The following is a 21,757-nucleotide window of genomic DNA, read 5'->3' as shown; positions in this document are numbered from 1 at the left end:
ATCGAATTGAACAGCAATATGTAGCTTAAAGTCTTTAATTTGGTATAATAAGTTTATCATACATTATAATTTAAGTAATAGACGGAGGTTTAAAATGACACCGATTAAACTTATAGCTCCTACCCTCTTCGGTATAGAATCAGTCACTGCAAATGAATTAAGGAGATTGGGATATAGTAATGTAACAGTGGAAGACGGCAGGGTTACCTTTATAGGTGACAAGCAGGCGATTTGCCGTTCAAACCTTTGGATACGCTCTGCCGAAAGAATTTTAGTAAAGATAGGCGAGTTTTCTGCCACAACTTATGACGAACTCTTTGAGAATACAAAATCTCTTCCATGGGATGAGTGGATACCGGAAGATGGAGCTTTCCCCGTAAAGGGCTACTCCTTAAAATCAAAACTTTACAGCGTTCCTGACTGCCAGTCAATAATAAAGAAAGCTGTTGTAGAAAAATTAAAAAATAAATATAAGAAAAGTTGGTTTGATGAAACCGGACCTCTTTATCAGATACAATTTTCTCTAATGAAAGACAAAGTCACGCTCATGATAGATACTAGCGGTCCGGGGCTGCATAAAAGAGGCTATAGGGAAAAGGCCAACATAGCACCACTTCGTGAAACTCTGGCAGCTGCAATGATACTGCTAAGCAGATGGAAAACTGACAGGCCGCTGCTTGACCCGTTTTGCGGTTCGGGAACAATCCCCATTGAAGCCGCACTTATTGGAGCAAATATCGCACCGGGTTTGGATCGTGAATTTGTATCACAGAGTTGGCCACAAATACCTAAGAAAATATGGTGGGATGCAAGAAATGAGGCTCATTCACTGATAAAGAAAGAAAAGCTGGAAATTAGGGGTTCGGATATTGATAAAGAATCAGTAAAACTTTCTAAGGAAAATGCCTACAAGGCAAATGTTGATGAATATATTACTTTTGAAAATGTGGCTGTAAAGGACATCAAGCCCTTTGGAGACTATGGTTGTATTATATGCAATCCACCGTATGGTGAGCGTATGGGTGAAAAACATGAAGTAGAGCAAATCTACAAACAAATGGAAAAAGCCTTCAAACAATTTGATACATGGTCACAATATATACTCACACCACATGAAGACTTCCAAAACCACTTCGGAAAAATCGCAGATAAAAACCGAAAATTATATAATGGCATGATAAAGTGTTATTATTATCAATACTTTGGCCCTCGATTTTAGGAAATATCGAGTATATGAGCTTTTAATGATATATGATATAATTAGTATAGTATAACTTTAGAGTTTAGAATTTCCAACAAACGGGGGTTTGGATATTGGAAAAAAAATCTCGAGACCTTGTCGTGAATCGAAAAGCAAGGCATGACTATCATATATTAGAAACTTTTGAAGCAGGCATTGCTCTTACAGGTACCGAAGTAAAATCTGTGCGTGAGGGAAAATGCAATCTCAAAGATAGTTTTGCAAGAATTGAAAATGGCGAAATATATCTATATAATATGCATATAAGCCCATATGAAAAGGGTAATATTTTTAACAAAGACCCTTTAAGAACACGAAAGCTGTTAATGCATAAAAAACAAATTAACCGACTTTTTGGGCAGGTTAAAGAAAAAGGCCTGACTCTCATCCCACTTAGATTATACTTAAACGAGCGGGGACTTGTTAAGGTTGAATTAGCCTTGGCTAAAGGTAAGGCTCTATATGATAAACGTGAAGATGCAAAGCATAGAGATGCTGCAAGAGAAATAGAAAAGGCCTTCAAAGAGTTTAATAAAGCATAAACTATGATTTAGCTGCAGGAGAGATGTGCTTTCCTTAAATTTGCAGTAAATCATAGTTATAATGCTACTATTTTTTAATGATAACATGTTTGAGGAAGGGAAGAAAAATGCCAACATTTGATTTTGAATGCAGAAAATGTGGTAATCGTTTTAGTGAATTTGTCAGCATTAAAGATAAGGATAATGTTCGCTGTCCAGAATGTAATGGTGAGGTAAAGCAGCTTTTCACCGGTTTCCTTTTTACGAGGAAAAGTAATGCGAGCAGCACAGGCACATCCTGCAGTTCTTGCAGCGGAGGCAATTGCAGCACATGTGGGCATTGATTTTGATGCAGCAATTTAATGACTTAACACATGATAAAGTATTTTAAACTCATGCATTTCTCGCACTTGACATATAATGACTAATCCTTTATAATCTATAATTGCGAAGCCGATGAATACAGAAAACAAGTGGTTTTAATCACTTGGCAAAAATATAATAAGCTAATCTGGGCTTAGCAATGATGCGGGATTGTGTAACGGTAGCACCCATGACTCTGGATCATGTTGTCCAGGTTCGAATCCTGGTCCCGCAGCCACGGCCATATCGTCTAGGGGTTCAGGACGCCGCCCTCTCACGGCGGTAACGGGGGTTCGAATCCCCCTATGGCTACCAAATACAGTATAGGCGCAGGTTACAGAAGTTGACGATAAATTAAAATAGTTTCAAGGGTGCCGCCCTCCTTCAAATTAGGAGGATTTTTTATTATGTGGAAAAAGCACTTGAAGATGTTTTTACTATATAAAAAGGCTCAGGGTTTAGCAGAAAGAACATTGCAAGATTACGAATACAATATTGGTTTATTCTTCAAAGCGTATCCAAATGCTTTAAAAGACGATGAAAGGCTAGAAATGGCTGTTTTAGAATACTTTTCAAGCATCGGTCATCTTGCGCCGGCAACGTTCAATAGCCGCCGGAAAAACCTGAATACGTTCTTTTTGTGGCTGAAAGATGAAAAGGGTATCATTGAACAGAATCCTATATGTCATATCAAGCGGCGAAAAGAAGAAAAACTGCCACGGGCATCCGACGAAGAAACTCTGGCAAAACTCCTCAAGGCTCCCGACATAACAACCTTTGCCGGCCTTCGGGATTATGCTCTTATTGTGCTTACACTTGATACCGGTATCCGGCCCGGTGAGGCTTTTGGATTGCTGAAAAAGGATTTTGACCTTGAGACAGGGCAGATAGAAATTCCGGCAGAAGTGGCAAAAACAAGGACAAGACGAATCCTGCCTATCCTCCCTCAAACTGTTCTTGCCATTGCTGAATTGATACAATCCCGGCATAAATACTGGCCTGACACTGTTCCGGTGTTTTGCACAGAGAATGGTGGAAAGTTGGGAAAGAATCAGTGGGGTAGAAGGATGATAGAATATGGTGAGAAGATAGGCAAAAAGGTCACACCCTATCAACTCCGGCATTCTTTTGCCCTGCTATTTTTGCGAAACAAAGGAAGTGCTTTCCATCTTCAACAGATGTTAGGCCATACCACAATGGAAATGACGGAGAAGTATGTGTATTTGAGCAAAAGTGATGTGGATGAAGTGCATTATACGGCAAGTCCTCTAAATAAATTGATGCCGATGAAAAAAGAGTAAGGAATATCAAAAAGGAATGAAAATAACCCGGTTTTTGCCGGGTTTCTCTTTATACGCTCATATGCCGATTATGAAGGGGTTCTGTGTTTATACATCATACTATCTTAAAAATCCCGCTTACAGCTGAAATGTGGGAGCGGGTTGAGGGAAAAAGAAAAAACTATTCGGACTTTGAATTTTCATCGTCAAAATATAGTGATATTTGCTGTGGTTTCGATATATGATTAATCACTTTAAGAACTTTATGTTCATTTTTAATAGCTTCAGATGTTGCTATTTGTGTCGTTTCAATCTCAACTTCTAATGTATCCCCTTTGGCAAAAGCTCTGCTCTGTTAGGCAACTCTCTTCCTCCTTTCTCTTCGTTGTTAAAAAAGCAGAACCTGTAATATCTTATTTAGACATAAACAGGATTTATCCTGCTTACAAAACAAAAAATCCCCTGTTTGAGGGCAGTGGATCGGCTCTCTAGATCCCTCTCTGAGTAGGTTTATGCACTGCTGCTCGATTAGTTTTAATCCAATTTATTATTACTGTTCTTGAGAAAGTGCTCTTTAGTCAATAAAGATTGTTGCGCATTTATAAATTCCTTTTTCCTCATATCCTTATTAATGTTATAAACTCTTTTATTGCTTTGTATTAAAGGCCCAAAAAATATTAGAATAAGCACTAACCCTAACACAATATCAAGCCTAATAATGTTATATATTATGTCAGCAATAAAATAAAGGACAACTGGTATTACAATAAAAATTCCAATAAAATATGATAAGCCTTTTATAATATCAGTGCCAACATCGTTCTCAACTTCCATTAATTTAACACCTTCTGTTGCCTGACTATCAATAAAATGCCTAAACGAGACACATAATTCACTAATTTTATTCGAAACAAAATTGTTCTTCTTTATGAATAACGCAACCCAAGTCCGTAAAACATGAAATCCAGAGCAAAGTAAATGGATTAATAATTTGTATAATATACTGATAAGTAATATCATTATTATGGAAAAATAAATAGAAATTAATCCATAGCTTATAATATTCCTACTAGTTAAATCCTCATGTATAAGACAATAAAATAGAGCTTCTGCATCTCTATTCTTAAAAGACACATTGTTTAATATATAGTCTTGGTATAATTTTGTTTCTTTATCAATTGCTCTATTAATATCTTCAACTGTCATAGATTTATATTCTGCGAGAGATATCTCTTTTTCGTATTGCCTTAGTTCCCCAATATAATATTCTACTAGTTCCAAATCTAATGGACTAACTACATCAATTAACTTTTCCATCCTAATCTTTATTATTTTCTTATCATTAAAAGGAGAAAATATCTTTGAAACAATATCTTTCAGAAATGATACCGCAATAGGAAAAACAAGTTCTTTTAAAAAAGCAAACATTATTCACCCCCCCATCTAAAATACAAATTTATCAAACTATGTTTGCCTCAGTATTTTCAGCATAGTCGCTTTGTGTTTCTGGCACCTTTGATACCTCTTTGTATTCAATTCCGGCATACTTACACACACCTTTTGCTATCGCTGTGGATACGTGCTCCTGAAACTCAGCATCGGATAGGAGTTTCTCTTCCTCCGGATTCGATATAAAAGCAGTCCCGTGCTAGTATAATAATAGTACAAGTTAAACATGGACAATTTCTCCAGGAAACCATAAACTATATTCAGGAGGATGAGAAAAATGGTAAGAAGACAATTTACCAAGCAGTTTAAGGAAGATGCTTTAGCCTATGTCCATGATCACTCTGATCTAAGTGTTAATGCTTGTGCGTGCAATCTAGGCATCAGCTTGAGCACGCTCCATGGTTGGATAAAAAAAGCCAAAGAGACAGGAGAGGTTCATCGAGGTTCCGGAAACTATGCATCCGATGAAACCAAAGAGAATGCTCGCCTCAGAAGGGAATTGCAGGATACAAAAGATGCTCTTGAAATCTTAAAAAAAGCCATCAGCATCCTGGGCGACTGACCAAGGAGATCTTCTCGCAAACATCAAAGCTTGAAGAAGAATTAAAGCGAGAAGGCCTACGCCGCCTTAATGTCAGCGGGGTGCTGCGGATTCTAGGCGTATCTCGAAGCGGCTACAACAGCTTCAAGGAAAGGGAATCCAGTAAAGATAATAAGCCAACACGTAAACAGAAGATAAAGATTAATCCTCGACATTTACTTACAATCAAAGCAAATATAGGCGTTCCAAAAATCACGAAGGAGCTTGAAAAAATGGGCATCACAATCGCAGAAAAGACCGCCCTCCACTACATGAGGGAAATGAAAATTAAAGCCCGTTATATCAAGCCTTTTACTAAAACTACAATAGACCCTAACTTTGATAGCAACCTTAAAAATCTTCTCAAAGAACAATTCAACCCCGAAAAACCTAACGCAATTTGGTGTTCAGATATCACCTATATTTACACCAAAGAGGGATTTGCTTATTTGACTAGCATTATGGACTTATTCTCACGAAAAATTATCGCTTGGCGACTGTCGAAAACGCTTGAAGCAAAATGGGTAGTCGAGTGTGTTCTTGAGGCCAAGAAACTCAGACGTACTACACAGCCCTTGGTTCTTCACTCTGATCGAGGATCTCAGTATGTCTGTGGAAACTACCTTGAAGCTTTAAATACAATTATGCCTAGCTATTCTCAAAAAGCTAGTCCATGGCAAAATGCTTGTATCGAATCCTTTCACGCCTTAATCAAGAGAGAGTGGTTATATTGCTTTAAAATCAAGAACTTCAGCCATGCTTATAAACTTGTTTTTGAATATATTGAGACCTTTTATAATACTGTTAGAAGCCATAGTCACTGTGGATATTTATCGCCAAAGGAGTATGAAGATTATTATTATGCTCAGTTAAGAAAGTTTTTAGCGAAAGTTGGATAATGAGGAATTGTACCCGTTTGGGTTGTACTATTTATTGACATAGTACCATTCGCCTATAAATTCCCCTCCCACATCATCTGATAGGAATATATGTGCATCATTTTGTTCTTTTGTATTTGTAACAATTGTCCCCTGGTCTGGATAAATTGAATTAGTTTCAGTGCTCTTGTTCTCAACCTCTACCTCTAATGCTAAAATAGTGACTGCATCTTTATCATCGAACATACTTTTATAGTCTTCACTGGTTTCCAATTTTGCAACTTGCATTTTATTAATCTTCACAATAAATGGCCCTATTTCTTGGGCTGCTTCAACTTCCTCGTTTTTCTTAAAAATTGTAAGCTTTCCTATTTCACTTTCCTTGACTTCTGCCTGTTCATCTTTCTTTTTTTCTATATTTTCCTCTCCAACTTTATCTGCTATTGCATTCTGATTGTTGTCTGATTCATCTTTAGTGGCACTGCATCCAGTCAAAACTAATAGGACTATAAAACATATTATTAGTATTTTTTTCATCGATACCCCTCCCATATGTATGCTAACTTTAGCATACATATGCAGGAAAGAATTTCAACATTATTCAGCTTTTTACAATATAACTCTAAGAATACTTATGTAGAATGTTTACTTTTCTATCTTTCGTGTTATAATATATGTAAAGGTAATCAGCACCGCAAGGTGCGGTTGCCCAAAATAGTTACGGTTTAAGCCATAACCACCCTGGGGTAAGCAGGGTGGTTATCTTTTAGTCCCGAATTTCAGAACGGCTATGACGAACATTGCAAACATTATCATCAAAGACAATGCTTCATATGTAGTCATAAGCACCACCTCCCTTACGAGGGAAAGTGGCAACCACACCTGCCTGCCGATTACCTTGTCCTTATAATAACATCAGTTTTGAGAAAAGTCTATAAAAAGCTCTATTGAATCTATTACGTTTCAGTCGGATTAGTTGTAGTTATATCAGATTGCAAAAACATACTAGCCGTAAATGTTGCCGGAGTATTTACACCACCGCCCGCAAGCTTAACCGTTACATACGCATCGAACTGATGACCTGTTCCGTCAGGATACTCCACTTTAAACGTTGCAAGTTCATCATTGTCTTGCAATCCCTTCAATATCCTATAATTTGATGTAGATGTGCTATTATCAAACAGAAACACAAAATCTAAATCCCCTAAATCAGATATGCCAGGGATGTATTTCTTATGTTTATCCGATAGAGTAGTAACATCAATCTTCTCAGGGTCTCCACCTATTTCAGGTACTTCCATTAACAAATCGATTTCTTCAAAGTCAGTCATACTGCCTTCTTTATATGAAATTTTAGTTTCATTATAACTTATTCCTGCCATTATACTTCACTCCTTTTTTATTGATATACTAATAGATTTCTCTTGTCTACAATACCCCTAAACCTCATAGTCTTATGTTTTATGTTAGGGTCGGGTATGTCCCTTGCAAATTCCCTTCTAAAGCCTATAGAGTTCATTTTCTCATTCACCTGCTGGGCTAATGCACCTGTGCTTCTGTTATGCCATATATCTATTTGAATTACTATTTCAGTCAAATATTCAGGGCCTTTTTTAATATAGTCTTTGTTGAATTGCTCATAAAATGATATATAGGGAGGATTGGTAAAATCTTCAGGGTAAGCATCCGATACTTTATCTTCTCCTACAATCTCTTCCATTAGTTTATTTATGACCGGCTTGACATCATACATTACTTACCCACCTTCTTTATTTCCATCCTTACCTCACCCTTTATGGTTTCTTTAACATATTTCTCATTTTGTTTCATAGCTGGATACATATATGGATGTGGTCTTTGTCCATATGTTCCATAAAAAACCCCTTGCTCTGTTTCTATCTTGATAAATCCATATTTTTCAGCTACATCTGGGTCTATTTGGCTTTCATGTATCCACCACATGCCTTCAACGTATTTGGGGTTTATTCCCGGTGGTAGGTCTTTAGGTGATGCTCTACCAACTGGCCCCGTGCCAAATTCAACATACTGATTATGACCAGCTGTGCTTTTTACTATTCCTACTATTTTATCTTCTTCCTCTATTATTTCGGTTACTATGCCATCTTTTAACTGCCCATAATTAAATGGAGCGAAATCTTTTGCATCTCTCTGGATCTTTCTTGTGGCTTCAGTAACACCTCTCTTAACTGCTTTATTAACATCCCCACCCAAGCTATTCAGTTTCTTTAGTAATCTGTCAATGCCTTGCACACTACTCATTGTTTCACCTTCTCTAAGTCAGCTACTATATGGGTATTCCAAGGTCTTATAGCAACTATTTTATAATCAGGGTCTTGGCTTTCGTCAACACATACACAAACTCCGTCATTCTCGCTTAATTCCGTTCCTTTTTGACAATACATAGTAAGCATATAGGCAAGTCTCAGGCCATAAATTTCTGACAGCATTTTCCCGCCTGCTGGTTGGATATTGGCTTTTATAGCCCTGCCTTCCTTTTCATAGCCTGTATATTTTGTTCCATCAGCATCCTTGAAGGTACCGTGTTTTTTTACTGTATAAGGTTTTAAATCCCTTTGCCTAAGTCTCATATAATCACCTCGGCAATCTTCTTACGCTTCTAATCTTCTTCATTATGCTTTCAGGAATGCCTTCTTCAAAGTTTCTGTTTATTCCACCTTCACTATGGCCTGTTTGGCACTCAATACCTTGCTTATTATAGTAAATAATAGCCAACTCTACTTGTGCCCTTAGAAGGTTTACTGGCACTTCTGATAAATGTGTTAATTCCAAAATGGTATCCTTAGCATCTTCTAAATAAAGATTTAATAACTCATCTTGCGATGTATCTTCTAATGGTATGCCTAATTTAATTTTAAGTTTATCCAATTGCTCCATGAAATCACCTACTTAAGAAAAGAAGGCCACTATTTAGCAGCCTTCTTATTGGTGTCTTTCTTTTCCTCTTTCACTTCTTTAAACCCTTTACTAATAAGTTTATCTCTTTCATGCTCTGCCTCAGCAATCTTGACTACATTTAACCTTTCTAGCTTAAACACCAATCATCACCACCTACGCCAATGCTTCTTTAATATTTACTCGAATAGCCTTAAATTGATTGTCTTTAATCCATAGGTCATGATACTTTCTATAATCAATCTTCCAAGCATCTGCTTTTTGATTCACTTTTGGCTCAAATATTCTAATTACATCTGTTTTGCTCACTGCAATTGGAGCAGTTCTAGGAGTTATAATCCAATTGATATTTTTAGCTGTAGTATCAGGTGTAAATCCTCCAGCTTCTTGGCCGGACGTTTTGCCATCTAGAAACTGGTATTTGGTTTTCATCCTTAAAGAAGGAACTTTAATAATAGGGTTATTATCTATTCCTCTTACAGTAGTTTTAATATCTCCCTGCGTGAAGTCTATTACTGATAAATGTTTAGCCAATTCCGTTGAGTTCTCTAATATTGCAGCTACCTGCATATTCATAGTAATAACTAGAGGTATCTCCCCCGCCACATCGTATATAGCATAAATATCCTCTTTAAGCTTTGCCAATATAGTAGCGTCAGCTGGAGTGTATCCTCCTACTGCTGCGCTTTTTGCTATGGCCTGTGTTGCAATAGAAGAATACCTGTATGCGTCAATCTCGGGTATTACATGAGTTCTTTGAAACTCACCCATTACATTAGCAGCAGTTGCCACAAAATTAGTCTCATCTACATCCATTCTATCTAATTGGAATGTCCTGCCTCTATCCTGTGTAAGTGTTTTGGTCTGGTATTCTAGTGTTACCGCTCCATCCACAAAACCATTAGTTCTGTCATAATCCCCCAATGCATCCATGTCAATCATAGGGATTTTACACTCATTACCACCGTTATACTTTACTAATCCTGCGTTAGCTTCCATCCATCCGGATGTCGCCTGTGCAACAACCTGCTTATCAAGCTGCTGCATAAATAACTTTGCATATTCTAAAACATTAGGAATAGCAAACAGTTGAAGATTCATTACTTAACACTCTCCCTTTCTAAAATCCTAAATTTTGCCTTATAGTATCGGCTACTTGCTTTAACTCGCCACCATCAGGATTATCCCCAGTATTGTTGGGAGTTTGTCCGCCTAATGGCTGCTCGAATAAGTCTTTATAGCCTTCCTTTAAAAACTTAATCTGCTCGTCTAGGCCTTCAATACTGCCATCATCTTTGATTCTTAATTTTTCTCTGTCAAACTTACTCATCAATAAGTCGTCATATTTAGCTTTGTTGTCTTTCAGGGCCAATCTGATAGCATTGTCTAGAGTAATATTTTTGATTTTGGCTTCATAATCTACAGCGGCCCTTTTATTGGTCTCTTGTAGCTCTTTTACTTGCTTTTCTAGTTCCTCGTTACCTTTTACTTTATCCCCAAGGTCTTTGAGCTGTTTATCTCTCTCTTTGATATCAGATTCAAGCTGTTTCTTAGCCTCATTAACCTCGTTATATTTATCCTTAGGTATAAAGTATTTCGGCAGCTCTTTGTTTATATTTCCTACTATTTCATCAACCTTGGCCTCTTCAATTCCTGCTTTCTTAAGCAATTCTTTTAACCAATCCATTCTTTCATACCTCCATAGATTTTTATAGTCGCTCTCCGACTTGGGAGTTACTTTGTTCTTTATGCTCTACAAACTTTTAAAAAGAGCAATAAAAAAAGACCTTATTTGGTCTTAATCTACTTTTTCGTATGTTATTTCGAATATGTCTGCCTTACAAGGGTATCTTTCACCTTTCACTCCTGTAATAATATAACTTCCTTTATGAACATAGTGCTTGCCTTCCAATGTCCTAATGTATGGATATTTCTTTCCATAGTCGGTATCAAAATATTCTAGTTCATCTAAGTTAAGGTTTTGCCCTTCGAGTTTTATAATATCTACAATATCGAATCCATCCTCTAATCCACTTTTGAATTTCTCAGCCTCGATTATAACTGGTTTCTTCCTGTACCTTGCCATTTACTCACCCCTTCCCATCCATACTAATATTATCAAAGTCGCACATATAATTGCTGTTATCTGCACACTTGTTGCCAACACCTTCACCTCGCTTTAGGGAATAATAAAAGCACCCTCTAAAAGGATGCTAATCACCTGTAAAAAAATCAAGAAACTGTCTCCCCAGTTTTGTTAAAACAAAAGAATTCATACTGCCGGAGCTTGATTTTTTGAATTTAAGTGTTGCTTTTTTCCCGTTGCTAAGCTTCACCAGGTAATCTCCCATGTTTTTTACATTATCAAATAGTTCGTCATATTTGGATTGGGCTTTACTTTCTATGAGACCTAACCTTTCAAGTTTGTTTTGGATCAGAGCATATTGATCGTAGCTTATATTGGCGTCTTTTAAGATGTCCACATAGCTTTCAGATCTACTAAAGTAATCGTAAAGCTTTAAAACCCTTATATCCAGTATGTTCAGCTCGTCCAAAATATCATAATATATTAATATGACATCTTCTTGTAGTTTTTCCATAGAAGTGAGGTTTATAAAACCATTGGTAATATATTTTATCTTCTCTTCCTGTTTGGTCTCCATAACATAATCTAAGACTAAACCAAAATATTTGCCCTTGATCTCGATAAACCTTTCCTCATCTAATTCAATCAACTTTTCCTCTAACTCTTGTTGCCTTTTCCTAGTTTCAATCATAAACTCTTCAATCATTCGCTCGGAACGCTTTTGCTTATATGCTAACATTGCACTCGTCACCCCCTGCACCACTGAACCCGCTACCCCCTCTAAAAACATACTAGACACAATATCAACGGTCGGCTGGGCAGCAATATCGAATATGTCCTCTACTTTCCTTCTTAAATCCATAATTAACCCCCCTGCATAGCTTTTATCTGGGTCTATTATAGCATAATAAAAGCACCTACCGTTTTATCCAGTAAGGTGCTTATCTATATTGCTTTTCCTTCTTTTGTAGGCTTCTTTTGCTTCATTTAGGCTCATTTTATTAGCCCCACCTTTGTAGTCAGGATTATCATTTTGCAAACCATCATCCTGCCAGCCACAAACCTTACAAATTTCGAAGATGGAATCTTTTTCTAAAGTATATTGGCCGCAACATGAACATTGTTTATTTGGGTTCATATTTCTTTTTCTCCCCTTCCCAATATTCCAATCCTTTATCAGGCTTAAAGAATGTTGCTATTACCCCATCGGGTCTAGCAACTGCAAAACTATTATTGCTTTTGTCATATCTAAAAATATAACCTTGCTTTGTGGTAAATCCATCAATGTCTCCAGTAATTTTACTATTTAGTAAATCCTTGGCCATTACACTATATTCTTTTTCAGTTATATTCCCAAAATCAGAACTATGTCTTTGGTAGTGATCTTTAAACTTTTTAGGAGCAAAGTCTATAGCCTGCCAATCAATGGCATTCTTGTTATTGCTCCATATTTTTATAGTCATGTTATCCGGTATCCAGCCATCAATTTTCTGCTTGTAAAACGACTTAGTTTGCTCCCACTTCTTAATATCATTATACTTCAAATCTTGAAATTTATCAAAGGAATTAGGCATATCCTTTCCCAAAACCTCTTTATACTTTTCATACTGTTTCTTATCACTAACTTTGTTTAATATCTTCTTTTTCATTACCTCAGCTTGGTCTTGCCCGTATTTATCTACTACATATTTTTGATACCACTCTTTATAATCCATATCAGCCGGAATTAGATAAGTCCTACCTGTCACTGGGTCTCTAGCTCTTCTTTGGGTGTCCTTTAATGTATCCGGGCCAAGGTAAGCCCCTGTTGTGCTCCTGCAATTTGGATGCATGGGAGGAAGATTCTTCCCTGGTTCTGCTTCACTTACCTTAAATACCTTTCTGTCTAACTTCTGACATATCTCGCTTGTCCTATTATCCAAAGTAGATATATAGATATATTTCTCTATTCCACATTCTTTGTAACTTTCTATCTCTGCCATATTAGCCATATAAGTAGACTCTGTTCTCACTAGTCTCATTGCTGCATACTTGCCATATTCAGTATATTCCTCAAGCTCTTTAGCCATCTTGTAATAGCTTTTGCCACTCATAAAACCTGCAGTAATTGTCTCAGTTAGTTTTTCAGCTAATACATCAGTGTTGCCCCATATTCTTTCGGAAAAATGCTTACCGCTCCAAGGATTTTTGAGTATCTGTTCTATGGTTTTAGTCGGCAGTGCAGCAAAATCGAATCCAGTTCCCAAGCCTTTATGAATGTCATGTATGTTCCTGTAGTAAGCTTGGTTAATTGTATCAATATACTGCCTTTCGCTAAGAGTTATCTCCACATCTGCTATCTGCTTACACCTAAAATATACAGTTTCTTTTAAAGCTTCTAATCTTGTTATTCTAGCCTTATATGCCGGTGCATTGACTTTTGCTAACATCCATCTTTTTATAGTCTCGTTTTTTATATTAGGATAATATTGTCTCATAAGGTTTAAAATAAAATTAGGTATCCTTTGATTTAGATACCTTCTTGCCTCTTGATAAGATAAATTACTATCTGACGCATATTTATCAAATATATTTTTTATATCTTCCTCAATATCTCTTATAGCTTTATCATAGGCTTTAGTTATAGTTTGAATGGTCTTATCGCTATTCCTGTGATAATAATTCATTCTCTCCTTTGCTCTATTAGCCCAATACTTATCACTCCTCATCTTCACCATCTACTTTGCTAAATTTATCGGTGCCAAAGGCCTTTGCTGCTACTTTGGCTTTTTCTTCTTTTTGTTTCTTTAATTTCTCTAATTCACCTTCCACATCGCTAACCCATGGATGATTGGCTATAATGGTTTCTTGACTTATTACATCTTCTGAAGCTACACAATTGCTGATAGCCTCGGTTTCATTGATTTGTATATCTCTATTAAATATAAGCTCTACATCCTCATCGTAAGCGCCCTGACCATCTTCGGCTAAGTAAACATTCACAAAGTAAAGCAACTGCTCAAACGCTCTCTTGAATTCCACTTCTAGGTGATTACATTTTAAATCCAACCCTGCATATAAGAATTTAAGTGATATGCCACTAGGTGAATTCCCAAACTTATCTAAATCCTTCGGTACTCCCTGCCCAAATTCGTTTATGTCTCTTTTAAGCTGTTCAAAATGCTCTTTTGCCGCTTGAATGTCTATCTTTGGAGTTAGCGTGTCTACTCCACCATCTTTAACGTCATCAATTTTTATAGCACGATAATAGTTTAAATCCCTCATAAATTCTCCTAAATCCTGGCCACCATAACCTTTTAATACATAGATAAGGTTCTTGGTTTCTTCAATAAAATTATCTATATCACTCCTGGACTTATCATAGCTATCTATTAATGACTTTATGAATCGTACATCTGGATATTCTATTGCATTATTTTTAAAGCCTATGAAAGGTACCTTCCCCCATCCTCTGCCTTCTTCACCTTTTCTATAGTGTAATATAGGCCCTCCTTCATGTTGTTCGATATCAGGGATTAGATGCTCTCCATCCATCACATAGAAATAAACTTCATTTTCTGTATAATATTCTACTCTAGTAATTCTCTTCTTCTCCTTGCCCTCATACACCGTTTGCACGTAAAACCTAATCATTCCATCTAGTTCAGTGTGGGTGTTATCCTTCCACAAAGGCACACACTGTTCCGATGGTATCAGCATAGTTCCAAAGTTGCCCTGTTCGTCAATATATACCTGTAACCATGCAATACCTTTGTTAGACGCCTCATAGCCCAGCCTAGTAAGAGTGTATTGAAAGTATTTGCCTAGAGCATCTTTAACCTTCTTAATATATTCCTCATTATCACATTTCAACGCATAATCCTTTGTTAAGAGATATCCTATTTTCTCATCTACTAGGTTCTTTATAAACCCATGGGCTAGCTTATTGTTGGCCTTAGATCTATCGGTAACTTCCCCGCTTTCAGTCTGCCTTGTAATCCTTCTGTTGTAGATATCGTTTTCGACACGGTAGTATTTATCGCCTTCAACCATCCAGGCCCTTTTATCACTAGAGTTAAACTCTTGGATTTCGTTATATAAAATTTCTTCTGTGGTCATTATATTTATATTGTTTCTGAACAAACTCTTAAAATTAAACAAGTTATCACCTTCTTTACTTGAGTATTGATAGTCCCCTGCCTCGCATTTCATCTTCTAACGCATACCTAGTGGCATCTATGGTGTGATTATCCTTGTCCGGGTATTCACTCTTAACTTCCCCGTTTTTGTCTGTCTCAAGGGCATAGTTAATAAACTCTTTGGCTGCCCTTGGGCATCTTGCCGGATCTATTATTATTTCTTCAATCTCTTCAGATAAAAATTTAATGCCGTAGTCCACTGAGTCCGGCCCCTTCTTAGCTCCCTTTATTTTCACGCCATAACCTTTTAACTCTGCAATAGATTTAGGCTCTGCGCTATCCGCTATTGTCATTTTTTGAGTGTGAGGTTTTATACTGTTGTATAACTTTCTGTTAGACACTTGTATTCCGCTGAATTCATAAAACAAATATAGCCTTCTTCTTGTTTTATCATAGTGCATTTTTTCAAATGCCACCGGATCTACAGCATAACCAAAGTCAAGCCCTTGCTTAATCCTGTCAAATGTCTTAATCTCTTCATCTGTGATTTCTCTTAGTGTTACGTTGGTGAATACTTCAAGCCCTGTCCCGACTTCTTCGCCCATATACTCATGCCTGTAAGCTATTTCATTGGTCTTCTTTAGATGCTCTGCATCGGCAATAAATACATTTCCCAGCCAGTGTTCAGGCACGCTCCTATAATCTGAATGATGAACTTTTCTACCTGGCTTAGGTGTTTTAGCCTCTTGGTTTACCCATGACCTAGAGCTTTTAGGCGGATTATAAGTATAAAAAACTACAAATATCTCCCCGCCCCTCATTAGTGATTGGTTTATGATCCTCAATTCTTCAGGGCCGTAAAACTCGTCTAATTCTTCAAACCAAATATATTTTATATAGCCCTTTTTAACCTTGGTTGATTTAATCTTCTTAGGCTTATCGGCACCTCGGAACAAGATCTTTTGACCTGTAGGAATATATGTTATCTCAAGCTTTGACTGAGGTATATGCCATAGATGGCCAACACCGAGTATTTCTATGGCCCAGGCTAATTGCTCAAATACGCTGTCTTTCAGGGTATCTTTTACTTTTCTTAATGCTACTGCATTAGTAAATTCCCTTTGCTCTGCATCTCTCATCATGCCAAGTATTATTTCTAGGCTTGCAAAGGATGATTTAGTAGATCCCCTGCCACCTTTAAGCATGTATTCAGTGTGTTTATTCTTTTTTATATCTACATGTAAATCGTAAAAAGAAGGCGCAATCACTTCTGAAAGATTAACCCTCATTCGCATCACCTTCTATGTCGTCTACAATGGTAACTCTAATATTTGTATCTCCTTTGCCTTCCTTGATTTTGTCTACTTCAGCCTTCAACTTCTCAATCCTCATCTGTTGCTCTTCTGTTGCAAGGCTAGACTTCATCAACTCATCATACTTTGCAATCATATTGCGAAGTTCAGCCATGGCCCTTGATTGAGCCTTCAAGAATGTGGCCTGCCTATCCCAAGCAAACTGAAATTCCCATTCTGTTTCGGAGCCGCCGCCGTATTGGGTAGTGAATTCCTTCTCCTTCTTGAGCTCCTTAATCATTTCTTCTTTTTCAGTCACATACATAATCCTTTGAGCCCTAACAATAGCTGCATATTGGATGGTGATATTCTCCCATAAAATATCAAGCGGATCCTTCTCGGTTATCTCCTGCATTATGTGTAATGTCTCTTCCGGGAGATATTTAGAAAAGAATCCGTGGGTTTCGGCGTTCTTGTTTTTAGGTGGTGCCCCTCCGTCATTACCTACAGCATTCTTATTACCTTTGGGTGCACCCCTTTTGTTTTTGTGTGCACCCTTTTTGCCTTTGTTTTTTCTCTCGTCAGCCCAGTTGTGTCTCTTCACCCAAGATTTTAATGTGTTCATGCTGAGGTTATATTTTTCGCAGATATCTTTATATTTTAAACCGCTCATATAATCCTTTTTTGCTTTTTCTCTGATTACATCCAATATCACCACCTGCTTATTTTGAGTTGTTTTGTATATATGGGTTTTGGGCATGAAAAAAGAGCCTTGATAGGCTCTTAAATTGCTTTCCTTTGTTTTTTAATTTCATTATACATTTTCTCAAAGCCTAATGAAACTAAATAAACTAAGCCGTTATTACCTAACTTATAATTCTTTGAAATAACGTCCTCAGTGGAACAGGATTCAGAATATAACTTATTTATTAAATCAGGTCTGTTTAAAGGAAGTAAAGTTAAACTTTGTGTATCATAATTCCGCTTAATGTGGCCTATTATGTAACCCGCCTTACAGGCCTGCACTATACTATCAATATCGGCAGTTTCGCTTCTATCAATTAATTGTTGTAGTAGGAACAAAAAATTATATAAATCATTGAATAATTCCAACCTTAGCTACCTCCTATTCTTTTTATATGACCTCCTTCCCTTTTTACTTCGACACGAGAAAGGAGAGTCCTGCCATTGTCGAAAAATTATAAAAGCACCAGCTCAAACTTCAATAGTTCAAAACATCTCAAATAAACACTTGACATACGTATAATATACGTGTATAATATAACTAAGAGGTGAGGTTGGTGAAACGTAAAAACTTGATACATAAACTTAAAAAAGCGGGATGGGAAATATCAAGTGGTTCAAAACACGACATGGCAAAACACCCAAGCAAACCAGGTTTTAAAATCCCAATCCCGAGACATACTGAAATTAACGAATACACCGCAAACCAAATCCTCAAAGAAGCGGGGCTGGAATAAGGCCCCTCTTAAAACAATTACGAAAGGAGTTTTTTTATGAAGTATGTATATCCGGCTATATTTAAACTTCTTGAAAGCGGAGAATACTTTATCAAAGTGCCAGATTTACCCGGCTGTATAACTGAAGGTAAAAATCTTCCTGACGCTTTAGATATGGCACAAGATGCTATATCTATATGGCTCTGTGATGCTGAAGATAATAACGAACCCATTCCTCCGGCATCTGATATATTTAGTTTATCCTGCGATAAAGAAGAATTTGTAAATCTTATTTCTGTTGATACTACAGAATATCGTAATTTAAACGATAGTCGGGCCATTAAAAAAACATTAACTATACCCAACTGGTTAAATACTAGAGCTGAAAAGGTTGGTATTAACTTTTCCCAGGTGCTTCAAACTGCTTTAAAAGAAAAACTCGGTATCCATGACAGGCCATAATTGAAGGCCTGTTTTTGTATTACAAAAGCACCGGTTTCCCGATGCCTTGTTACACTTCGACTTAATATCATATTAACATACTTAAAGCGGACATAACGGACAACTTCAATTTTTCATTAAAAACCTTTCAGCCACTTTTCTCACACTGTCTGCTGTATTCCCTCCCCCTATACTTGCCGCCACTTGTCCCCAAGAAAGGCGTTTATATATCGAAGTGCTATTATTTGCCGTATTAGGCTATCATCTATACTTTCAATAAACTCATTGGTTTCTTCCACCAAGTCCATTAGTTCCTCTATTCTTCTGTTTAGCTTTCTTTGTAATCTTCTTACTCTGCGATTATAATCTTTGAAATTTATACCTGTAATTGTAAATGACCTTTCATTATAAGGGAAATATGGGTCAGAACCCTTTACGCTATCTGTTGCAATTTTATAATCCACATCAGCTATTTGTTTTTTTAATATCTCTATCTCGCTTTTTAAATACCTGATTTGAGACAGTTGTTCTTTGTCCATAGTTCCTCCTCCTTTTCCCCTTGCAGCAGCCCTCCCTTACCTCCCTTAGGCCTCTCTTGCATGATGCTCCGGTAATGTCTGTCTATTTCGGTTTGTCTCCCGTACATCTTTTGCATTTTTTGCAAACAACTTTTTTGAATACCGGTATATTAACCCTCATTGCCATCCTCCAGTTCTGCTTTTTTGTAACGGTCATTCCTCCGGCTCTATGGTCACCTTGAAAACTTTCCCAGATAGCAGCTGTAGGTTTATTACCGCTGGCATTTCCGACTGTGGTATGTCGAGCTTTATTCTTGCTCCGTCACCTTGACCGCTAACACTGATTGCGGATTGGATTGGCGGTAGGCTTGCTACAAATGAAAATTTATTCATCTATCAAATACCTCCTCATAGAATGCTTGTAAGTCTCTATTATCAAACCCCGGTGCTATTCTGCCTGTTATTTGGAAAGAAAGTTTAACGCATTCTGAATATGCTTTCTTTCTATCTCCTCCTGCAAGTTCAAGTGCTCTTCTTGCAAGTGAAGGAGAAACTTTGTCTGGATTACCTTTGCTCATCCTTATTGTTCCTCCTTTATATTTCTTAGATTCCTGTTGGATACGAAGCCGATACATGTTCCTACCCCGGTTATAGATGATTGTTTCTCATTTTTTACATCCTTTGTTAACCTTCCGGCCTTACAAGTTCCACAAATTCTACTGCCGGCATAATAACAACCCACTCTCCATAATCTTCTCTGAAAAAGACATAGTTGCTATTCTCGTCTTCTTCTAGCCACTTTTGAATTGTTTTCAAGCCGGATTTTCTCCGCTTGACTTCGACACGTTTGTCTATTTCCGGTATATACACATCACAACTGTATTTTTTGCTTTTGAGGGCCCCGCTCAAGGGCACCCGTTCTGCTTGTATCCCGTATTTTTGGAGAAGGTCAGCAACTTCCTTTTCGCCGTCGTAGCCTTTCTTTTTGCTACGTTTCCCCAGTTTGCTTGCTTTCGATTGTTTCTTCTTTTTCTTAGCCAATTTTCTCTCCTTTCTCTCCCTGACTTGTCGCTTACAAAGTATACTTTTATCTTCGGGCCAGTATAGGCCGTAGTCTACGCAATGCCAGCACCCGTCCCGTAGGTAGCTGTGGCAGTTTTCTCTTACTTCACATTCGATTTTTACCGCCTCCCTCTTCCATTTCTTTTTGTTCTTCTTCGTTTATAATTGCTATTTTTGCGTCAAATGTAACTCTATCTATGTCTCTCCTGATATATTGTTTCATTGTGGCTATCCTGCGTGCCTCGTATTTATCCAATTCAAAACGGATCCCCTTCCATGCTCTCACAATCACTGCCATCAAACTCAAATACCGGGTAATTGTCGTCTTTAGGCCAATCTAAAAACTTCACTTCATCGGCCACAACTTCAGTTATATATTTGCGTTGCCCGTCGTTGCCGTCATATGAGCGTATCTGTAGTCTTCCATCAACCGCCACTAACCGCCCTTTTCCGATGTGGTTTGCACAATTCTCCGCCAACTTGCCCCACGTGGCTATACGTATGAAGTCTGCCTCTTTTTCGCCCTGTTGGTTTTTGAAAGGCCTGTCTACCGCTAGGGTGAAATTGGCAACTGCCTTGCCTTCTTGTGTATACCGAAGTTCTACATCTCTTGTGAGACGCCCAATAAGGATAATTCTGTTAAGCATTTTTAGCCTCCTTGATTCTTTTTGCTATAGTTTCACTGATTGAATGTGATAGAATCACGTGCCCTGTTTCCGTAAATATTACTGTGTTTGTTTTTCTGCCCATCGTGATGTCTATCAGCATCCCCATATCTTTTGCATTATTTATCGCCCTTATAATAGGCTGTGACTTTGCTGAAAAGTCTACCGCTGCTAATACTTTGTCATGATTGATGAAGTGTTTGAAACCTCCGTTGAACATCACATCACCCTTTCTATGTCGCCGCATTTTAGAAGGTTTTTGCTGATACATTCTTTGTAACCTGCCGTGGTTTCAATGAGGTAAAAGTGTTTATATTCTTTGATGATGCGGCCTTTAATGTATTCGTGGGTTTTGCGCTTGTCGCCGCCGATTTTAAATTTGACTTTAGCCACTATTTATACCCCGCCTTCGTAGTATTCAGTCAGTCTTTGCATCTGCTTCCCTCCCGATAAAGTTTTTCTCTCTGCCTAAAAAGGTTTCTAACTCTCTTGGAATTGCAGCTCACCTCTGTTTTGTCGCTGTAATTCGTGGTTTTCACAATTTTCCTGACTATGAAGTTTATTGCCGCTATTTTGTTTCGGTTTCGGTTTTCGGTTATCCAGTTCATAAGGATTCCTCCTTCATGGTTTCTATGGAATGTTCAATTAAACTTCGTAATGTTTTCCAAATTCCTTAGTGATATTTTTAGTTATTAAAGACCTAACTCTTGTAATGTCTCCTTGCATTACTGCCCCCATATTTATATCCCATACCTGCTGTCTGGTTAGTATTGGATTTATTTTTGACTTCCTATTATCTGCATCACCCATATGGTAAAGTAAGAAGTCTTTTATTTCCTCGTCTGTTGCAAATTCGCCCAATATTTTCAT

Annotated in this window: 37 protein-coding genes and 2 tRNA genes; 10 read left to right on the top strand and 29 right to left on the bottom strand. The window is 37.4% G+C overall.

From position 1 onward, the window contains the following. Positions 1 to 94 precede the first annotated feature (94 nt). The 6 genes from TEPIRE1_RS05300 to TEPIRE1_RS05280 all read left to right on the top strand — a co-directional run bounded on the left by TEPIRE1_RS05300 (position 95) and on the right by TEPIRE1_RS05280 (position 3,425). Positions 95 to 1,219, top strand: coding sequence for a THUMP domain-containing class I SAM-dependent RNA methyltransferase (locus tag TEPIRE1_RS05300; RefSeq protein ID WP_013778137.1), 1,125 nt, complete (start codon positions 95 to 97; stop codon positions 1,217 to 1,219). A gap of 95 nt (positions 1,220 to 1,314) precedes the next feature. Further along, positions 1,315 to 1,782: an SsrA-binding protein SmpB gene (gene smpB, locus TEPIRE1_RS05295; protein WP_013778136.1), complete on the top strand. Its 468-nt coding sequence runs from the start codon at positions 1,315 to 1,317 to the stop codon at positions 1,780 to 1,782. A 107-nt stretch (positions 1,783 to 1,889) separates the two neighbouring features. After that, positions 1,890 to 2,105, top strand: a complete 216-nt coding sequence (locus tag TEPIRE1_RS13445) for an FmdB family zinc ribbon protein (RefSeq protein WP_013778135.1) — start codon at positions 1,890 to 1,892, stop codon at positions 2,103 to 2,105. Between the two features lie 183 nt (positions 2,106 to 2,288). After that, a tRNA-Gln gene (locus tag TEPIRE1_RS05290) sits at positions 2,289 to 2,362 on the top strand. A gap of 1 nt (position 2,363) precedes the next feature. Continuing rightward, positions 2,364 to 2,439: transfer RNA gene (locus TEPIRE1_RS05285), tRNA-Glu, on the top strand. A gap of 92 nt (positions 2,440 to 2,531) precedes the next feature. Beyond that, positions 2,532 to 3,425, top strand: coding sequence for a tyrosine-type recombinase/integrase (locus tag TEPIRE1_RS05280; RefSeq protein WP_013778134.1), 894 nt, complete (start codon positions 2,532 to 2,534; stop codon positions 3,423 to 3,425). 513 nt (positions 3,426 to 3,938) lie between these two features. On the opposite strand, the gene TEPIRE1_RS05275 is transcribed toward TEPIRE1_RS05280, so the two are convergent. Next, the gene (locus TEPIRE1_RS05275) at positions 3,939 to 4,832 is read right to left on the bottom strand and encodes a hypothetical protein (RefSeq protein WP_013778133.1); all 894 of its coding nucleotides are present in this window, start codon (positions 4,830 to 4,832) and stop codon (positions 3,939 to 3,941) included. A 298-nt stretch (positions 4,833 to 5,130) separates the two neighbouring features. Between TEPIRE1_RS05275 and TEPIRE1_RS05270 the strand changes: the two genes are divergently transcribed. Then, on the top strand, positions 5,131 to 5,415 hold the full coding sequence (locus TEPIRE1_RS05270; RefSeq protein ID WP_013778132.1) for a transposase: 285 nt from the start codon (positions 5,131 to 5,133) through the stop codon (positions 5,413 to 5,415). Next, the gene (locus TEPIRE1_RS05265) at positions 5,412 to 6,332 is read left to right on the top strand and encodes an IS3 family transposase (RefSeq protein WP_048894706.1); all 921 of its coding nucleotides are present in this window, start codon (positions 5,412 to 5,414) and stop codon (positions 6,330 to 6,332) included. The genes TEPIRE1_RS05270 and TEPIRE1_RS05265 overlap by 4 nt, the downstream gene beginning before the upstream one ends. A gap of 27 nt (positions 6,333 to 6,359) precedes the next feature. On the opposite strand, the gene TEPIRE1_RS13665 is transcribed toward TEPIRE1_RS05265, so the two are convergent. The 18 genes from TEPIRE1_RS13665 to TEPIRE1_RS05185 all read right to left on the bottom strand — a co-directional run bounded on the left by TEPIRE1_RS13665 (position 6,360) and on the right by TEPIRE1_RS05185 (position 17,854). Beyond that, positions 6,360 to 6,848, bottom strand: a complete 489-nt coding sequence (locus TEPIRE1_RS13665) for a hypothetical protein (RefSeq protein WP_013778131.1) — start codon at positions 6,846 to 6,848, stop codon at positions 6,360 to 6,362. A 222-nt stretch (positions 6,849 to 7,070) separates the two neighbouring features. Next, on the bottom strand, positions 7,071 to 7,154 hold the full coding sequence (locus tag TEPIRE1_RS14475; RefSeq protein ID WP_023211453.1) for a putative holin-like toxin: 84 nt from the start codon (positions 7,152 to 7,154) through the stop codon (positions 7,071 to 7,073). Positions 7,155 to 7,267: 113 nt separating this feature from the next. After that, entirely contained in the window at positions 7,268 to 7,693 is a 426-nt protein-coding gene (locus TEPIRE1_RS05255; protein WP_013778130.1) for a phage tail tube protein, read from the bottom strand. A gap of 17 nt (positions 7,694 to 7,710) precedes the next feature. Next, positions 7,711 to 8,064, bottom strand: a complete 354-nt coding sequence (locus tag TEPIRE1_RS05250; RefSeq protein ID WP_013778129.1) for a hypothetical protein — start codon at positions 8,062 to 8,064, stop codon at positions 7,711 to 7,713. Further along, positions 8,064 to 8,591, bottom strand: coding sequence for an HK97-gp10 family putative phage morphogenesis protein (locus TEPIRE1_RS05245; RefSeq protein WP_013778128.1), 528 nt, complete (start codon positions 8,589 to 8,591; stop codon positions 8,064 to 8,066). The genes TEPIRE1_RS05250 and TEPIRE1_RS05245 overlap by 1 nt, the downstream gene beginning before the upstream one ends. Then, positions 8,588 to 8,920, bottom strand: coding sequence for a hypothetical protein (locus TEPIRE1_RS05240; protein ID WP_013778127.1), 333 nt, complete (start codon positions 8,918 to 8,920; stop codon positions 8,588 to 8,590). Before TEPIRE1_RS05240 ends, TEPIRE1_RS05245 begins: the two co-directional genes overlap by 4 nt. 4 nt (positions 8,921 to 8,924) lie before the next feature. Beyond that, positions 8,925 to 9,227, bottom strand: a complete 303-nt coding sequence (locus TEPIRE1_RS05235; RefSeq protein ID WP_013778126.1) for a phage head-tail connector protein — start codon at positions 9,225 to 9,227, stop codon at positions 8,925 to 8,927. Between the two features lie 29 nt (positions 9,228 to 9,256). Then, positions 9,257 to 9,388, bottom strand: coding sequence for a hypothetical protein (locus TEPIRE1_RS14235; RefSeq protein WP_013778125.1), 132 nt, complete (start codon positions 9,386 to 9,388; stop codon positions 9,257 to 9,259). A 13-nt stretch (positions 9,389 to 9,401) separates the two neighbouring features. Then, on the bottom strand, positions 9,402 to 10,346 hold the full coding sequence (locus tag TEPIRE1_RS05230; protein ID WP_013778124.1) for a hypothetical protein: 945 nt from the start codon (positions 10,344 to 10,346) through the stop codon (positions 9,402 to 9,404). 19 nt (positions 10,347 to 10,365) lie between these two features. Next, complete coding sequence (locus TEPIRE1_RS05225) at positions 10,366 to 10,932, bottom strand: phage scaffolding protein (RefSeq protein WP_013778123.1); 567 nt, start codon at positions 10,930 to 10,932, stop codon at positions 10,366 to 10,368. A gap of 111 nt (positions 10,933 to 11,043) precedes the next feature. Next, positions 11,044 to 11,331, bottom strand: coding sequence for a hypothetical protein (locus tag TEPIRE1_RS05220; RefSeq protein WP_013778122.1), 288 nt, complete (start codon positions 11,329 to 11,331; stop codon positions 11,044 to 11,046). A 127-nt stretch (positions 11,332 to 11,458) separates the two neighbouring features. Then, positions 11,459 to 12,193, bottom strand: coding sequence for a hypothetical protein (locus tag TEPIRE1_RS05215; RefSeq protein WP_013778121.1), 735 nt, complete (start codon positions 12,191 to 12,193; stop codon positions 11,459 to 11,461). Between the two features lie 63 nt (positions 12,194 to 12,256). Beyond that, positions 12,257 to 12,469, bottom strand: a complete 213-nt coding sequence (locus TEPIRE1_RS05210) for a CPCC family cysteine-rich protein (protein ID WP_013778120.1) — start codon at positions 12,467 to 12,469, stop codon at positions 12,257 to 12,259. Further along, a complete protein-coding gene (locus tag TEPIRE1_RS05205; RefSeq protein ID WP_023211451.1) occupies positions 12,456 to 14,039 on the bottom strand; it encodes a minor capsid protein in 1,584 nt (527 codons plus the stop codon). The genes TEPIRE1_RS05210 and TEPIRE1_RS05205 overlap by 14 nt, the downstream gene beginning before the upstream one ends. After that, a complete protein-coding gene (locus TEPIRE1_RS05200; RefSeq protein WP_013778118.1) occupies positions 14,029 to 15,471 on the bottom strand; it encodes a phage portal protein in 1,443 nt (480 codons plus the stop codon). The genes TEPIRE1_RS05205 and TEPIRE1_RS05200 overlap by 11 nt, the downstream gene beginning before the upstream one ends. 13 nt (positions 15,472 to 15,484) lie before the next feature. Continuing rightward, on the bottom strand, positions 15,485 to 16,738 hold the full coding sequence (locus TEPIRE1_RS05195) for a PBSX family phage terminase large subunit (protein ID WP_013778117.1): 1,254 nt from the start codon (positions 16,736 to 16,738) through the stop codon (positions 15,485 to 15,487). After that, positions 16,728 to 17,450, bottom strand: coding sequence for a phage terminase small subunit (gene terS / locus TEPIRE1_RS05190; RefSeq protein WP_013778116.1), 723 nt, complete (start codon positions 17,448 to 17,450; stop codon positions 16,728 to 16,730). The genes TEPIRE1_RS05195 and terS overlap by 11 nt, the downstream gene beginning before the upstream one ends. A gap of 74 nt (positions 17,451 to 17,524) precedes the next feature. Then, complete coding sequence (locus TEPIRE1_RS05185; RefSeq protein WP_013778115.1) at positions 17,525 to 17,854, bottom strand: hypothetical protein; 330 nt, start codon at positions 17,852 to 17,854, stop codon at positions 17,525 to 17,527. A 188-nt stretch (positions 17,855 to 18,042) separates the two neighbouring features. Between TEPIRE1_RS05185 and TEPIRE1_RS05180 the strand changes: the two genes are divergently transcribed. Beyond that, positions 18,043 to 18,222, top strand: a complete 180-nt coding sequence (locus tag TEPIRE1_RS05180) for a type II toxin-antitoxin system HicA family toxin (RefSeq protein WP_013778114.1) — start codon at positions 18,043 to 18,045, stop codon at positions 18,220 to 18,222. A gap of 36 nt (positions 18,223 to 18,258) precedes the next feature. Continuing rightward, complete coding sequence (locus tag TEPIRE1_RS05175; protein ID WP_013778113.1) at positions 18,259 to 18,663, top strand: type II toxin-antitoxin system HicB family antitoxin; 405 nt, start codon at positions 18,259 to 18,261, stop codon at positions 18,661 to 18,663. Between the two features lie 167 nt (positions 18,664 to 18,830). Here the strand turns inward: TEPIRE1_RS05175 and TEPIRE1_RS05170 are convergent, their stop codons facing one another. From TEPIRE1_RS05170 to TEPIRE1_RS05135, 10 genes are all read right to left on the bottom strand, one after another. Next, on the bottom strand, positions 18,831 to 19,181 hold the full coding sequence (locus tag TEPIRE1_RS05170; RefSeq protein WP_023211448.1) for a hypothetical protein: 351 nt from the start codon (positions 19,179 to 19,181) through the stop codon (positions 18,831 to 18,833). Positions 19,182 to 19,373: 192 nt separating this feature from the next. Further along, the gene (locus tag TEPIRE1_RS05165) at positions 19,374 to 19,553 is read right to left on the bottom strand and encodes a hypothetical protein (protein ID WP_013778111.1); all 180 of its coding nucleotides are present in this window, start codon (positions 19,551 to 19,553) and stop codon (positions 19,374 to 19,376) included. Then, the gene (locus TEPIRE1_RS05160; protein WP_013778110.1) at positions 19,550 to 19,738 is read right to left on the bottom strand and encodes a hypothetical protein; all 189 of its coding nucleotides are present in this window, start codon (positions 19,736 to 19,738) and stop codon (positions 19,550 to 19,552) included. Before TEPIRE1_RS05160 ends, TEPIRE1_RS05165 begins: the two co-directional genes overlap by 4 nt. A 106-nt stretch (positions 19,739 to 19,844) precedes the next feature. Continuing rightward, positions 19,845 to 20,201: a putative PDDEXK endonuclease gene (locus TEPIRE1_RS05155; protein ID WP_013778109.1), complete on the bottom strand. Its 357-nt coding sequence runs from the start codon at positions 20,199 to 20,201 to the stop codon at positions 19,845 to 19,847. A gap of 127 nt (positions 20,202 to 20,328) precedes the next feature. Then, on the bottom strand, positions 20,329 to 20,478 hold the full coding sequence (locus tag TEPIRE1_RS13765) for a hypothetical protein (RefSeq protein ID WP_154646181.1): 150 nt from the start codon (positions 20,476 to 20,478) through the stop codon (positions 20,329 to 20,331). Between the two features lies 1 nt (position 20,479). Further along, entirely contained in the window at positions 20,480 to 20,869 is a 390-nt protein-coding gene (locus TEPIRE1_RS05150) for a single-stranded DNA-binding protein (protein ID WP_013778107.1), read from the bottom strand. Further along, a complete protein-coding gene (locus tag TEPIRE1_RS05145) occupies positions 20,862 to 21,158 on the bottom strand; it encodes a DUF370 domain-containing protein (RefSeq protein ID WP_023211446.1) in 297 nt (98 codons plus the stop codon). Before TEPIRE1_RS05145 ends, TEPIRE1_RS05150 begins: the two co-directional genes overlap by 8 nt. Beyond that, the gene (locus TEPIRE1_RS13830; protein ID WP_013778105.1) at positions 21,107 to 21,280 is read right to left on the bottom strand and encodes a hypothetical protein; all 174 of its coding nucleotides are present in this window, start codon (positions 21,278 to 21,280) and stop codon (positions 21,107 to 21,109) included. The genes TEPIRE1_RS05145 and TEPIRE1_RS13830 overlap by 52 nt, the downstream gene beginning before the upstream one ends. A 29-nt stretch (positions 21,281 to 21,309) precedes the next feature. Beyond that, the gene (locus TEPIRE1_RS05140; RefSeq protein ID WP_013778104.1) at positions 21,310 to 21,495 is read right to left on the bottom strand and encodes a hypothetical protein; all 186 of its coding nucleotides are present in this window, start codon (positions 21,493 to 21,495) and stop codon (positions 21,310 to 21,312) included. A gap of 37 nt (positions 21,496 to 21,532) precedes the next feature. Further along, positions 21,533 to 21,757, bottom strand: coding sequence for a hypothetical protein (locus tag TEPIRE1_RS05135; protein ID WP_013778103.1), 225 nt, complete (start codon positions 21,755 to 21,757; stop codon positions 21,533 to 21,535).

The sequence above is a fragment of the Tepidanaerobacter acetatoxydans Re1 genome, from assembly GCF_000328765.2.
Classification (GTDB): Bacteria; Bacillota; Thermosediminibacteria; order Thermosediminibacterales; family Tepidanaerobacteraceae; genus Tepidanaerobacter; species Tepidanaerobacter acetatoxydans.
This window is presented reverse-complemented; position numbering and strand designations above follow the sequence as displayed.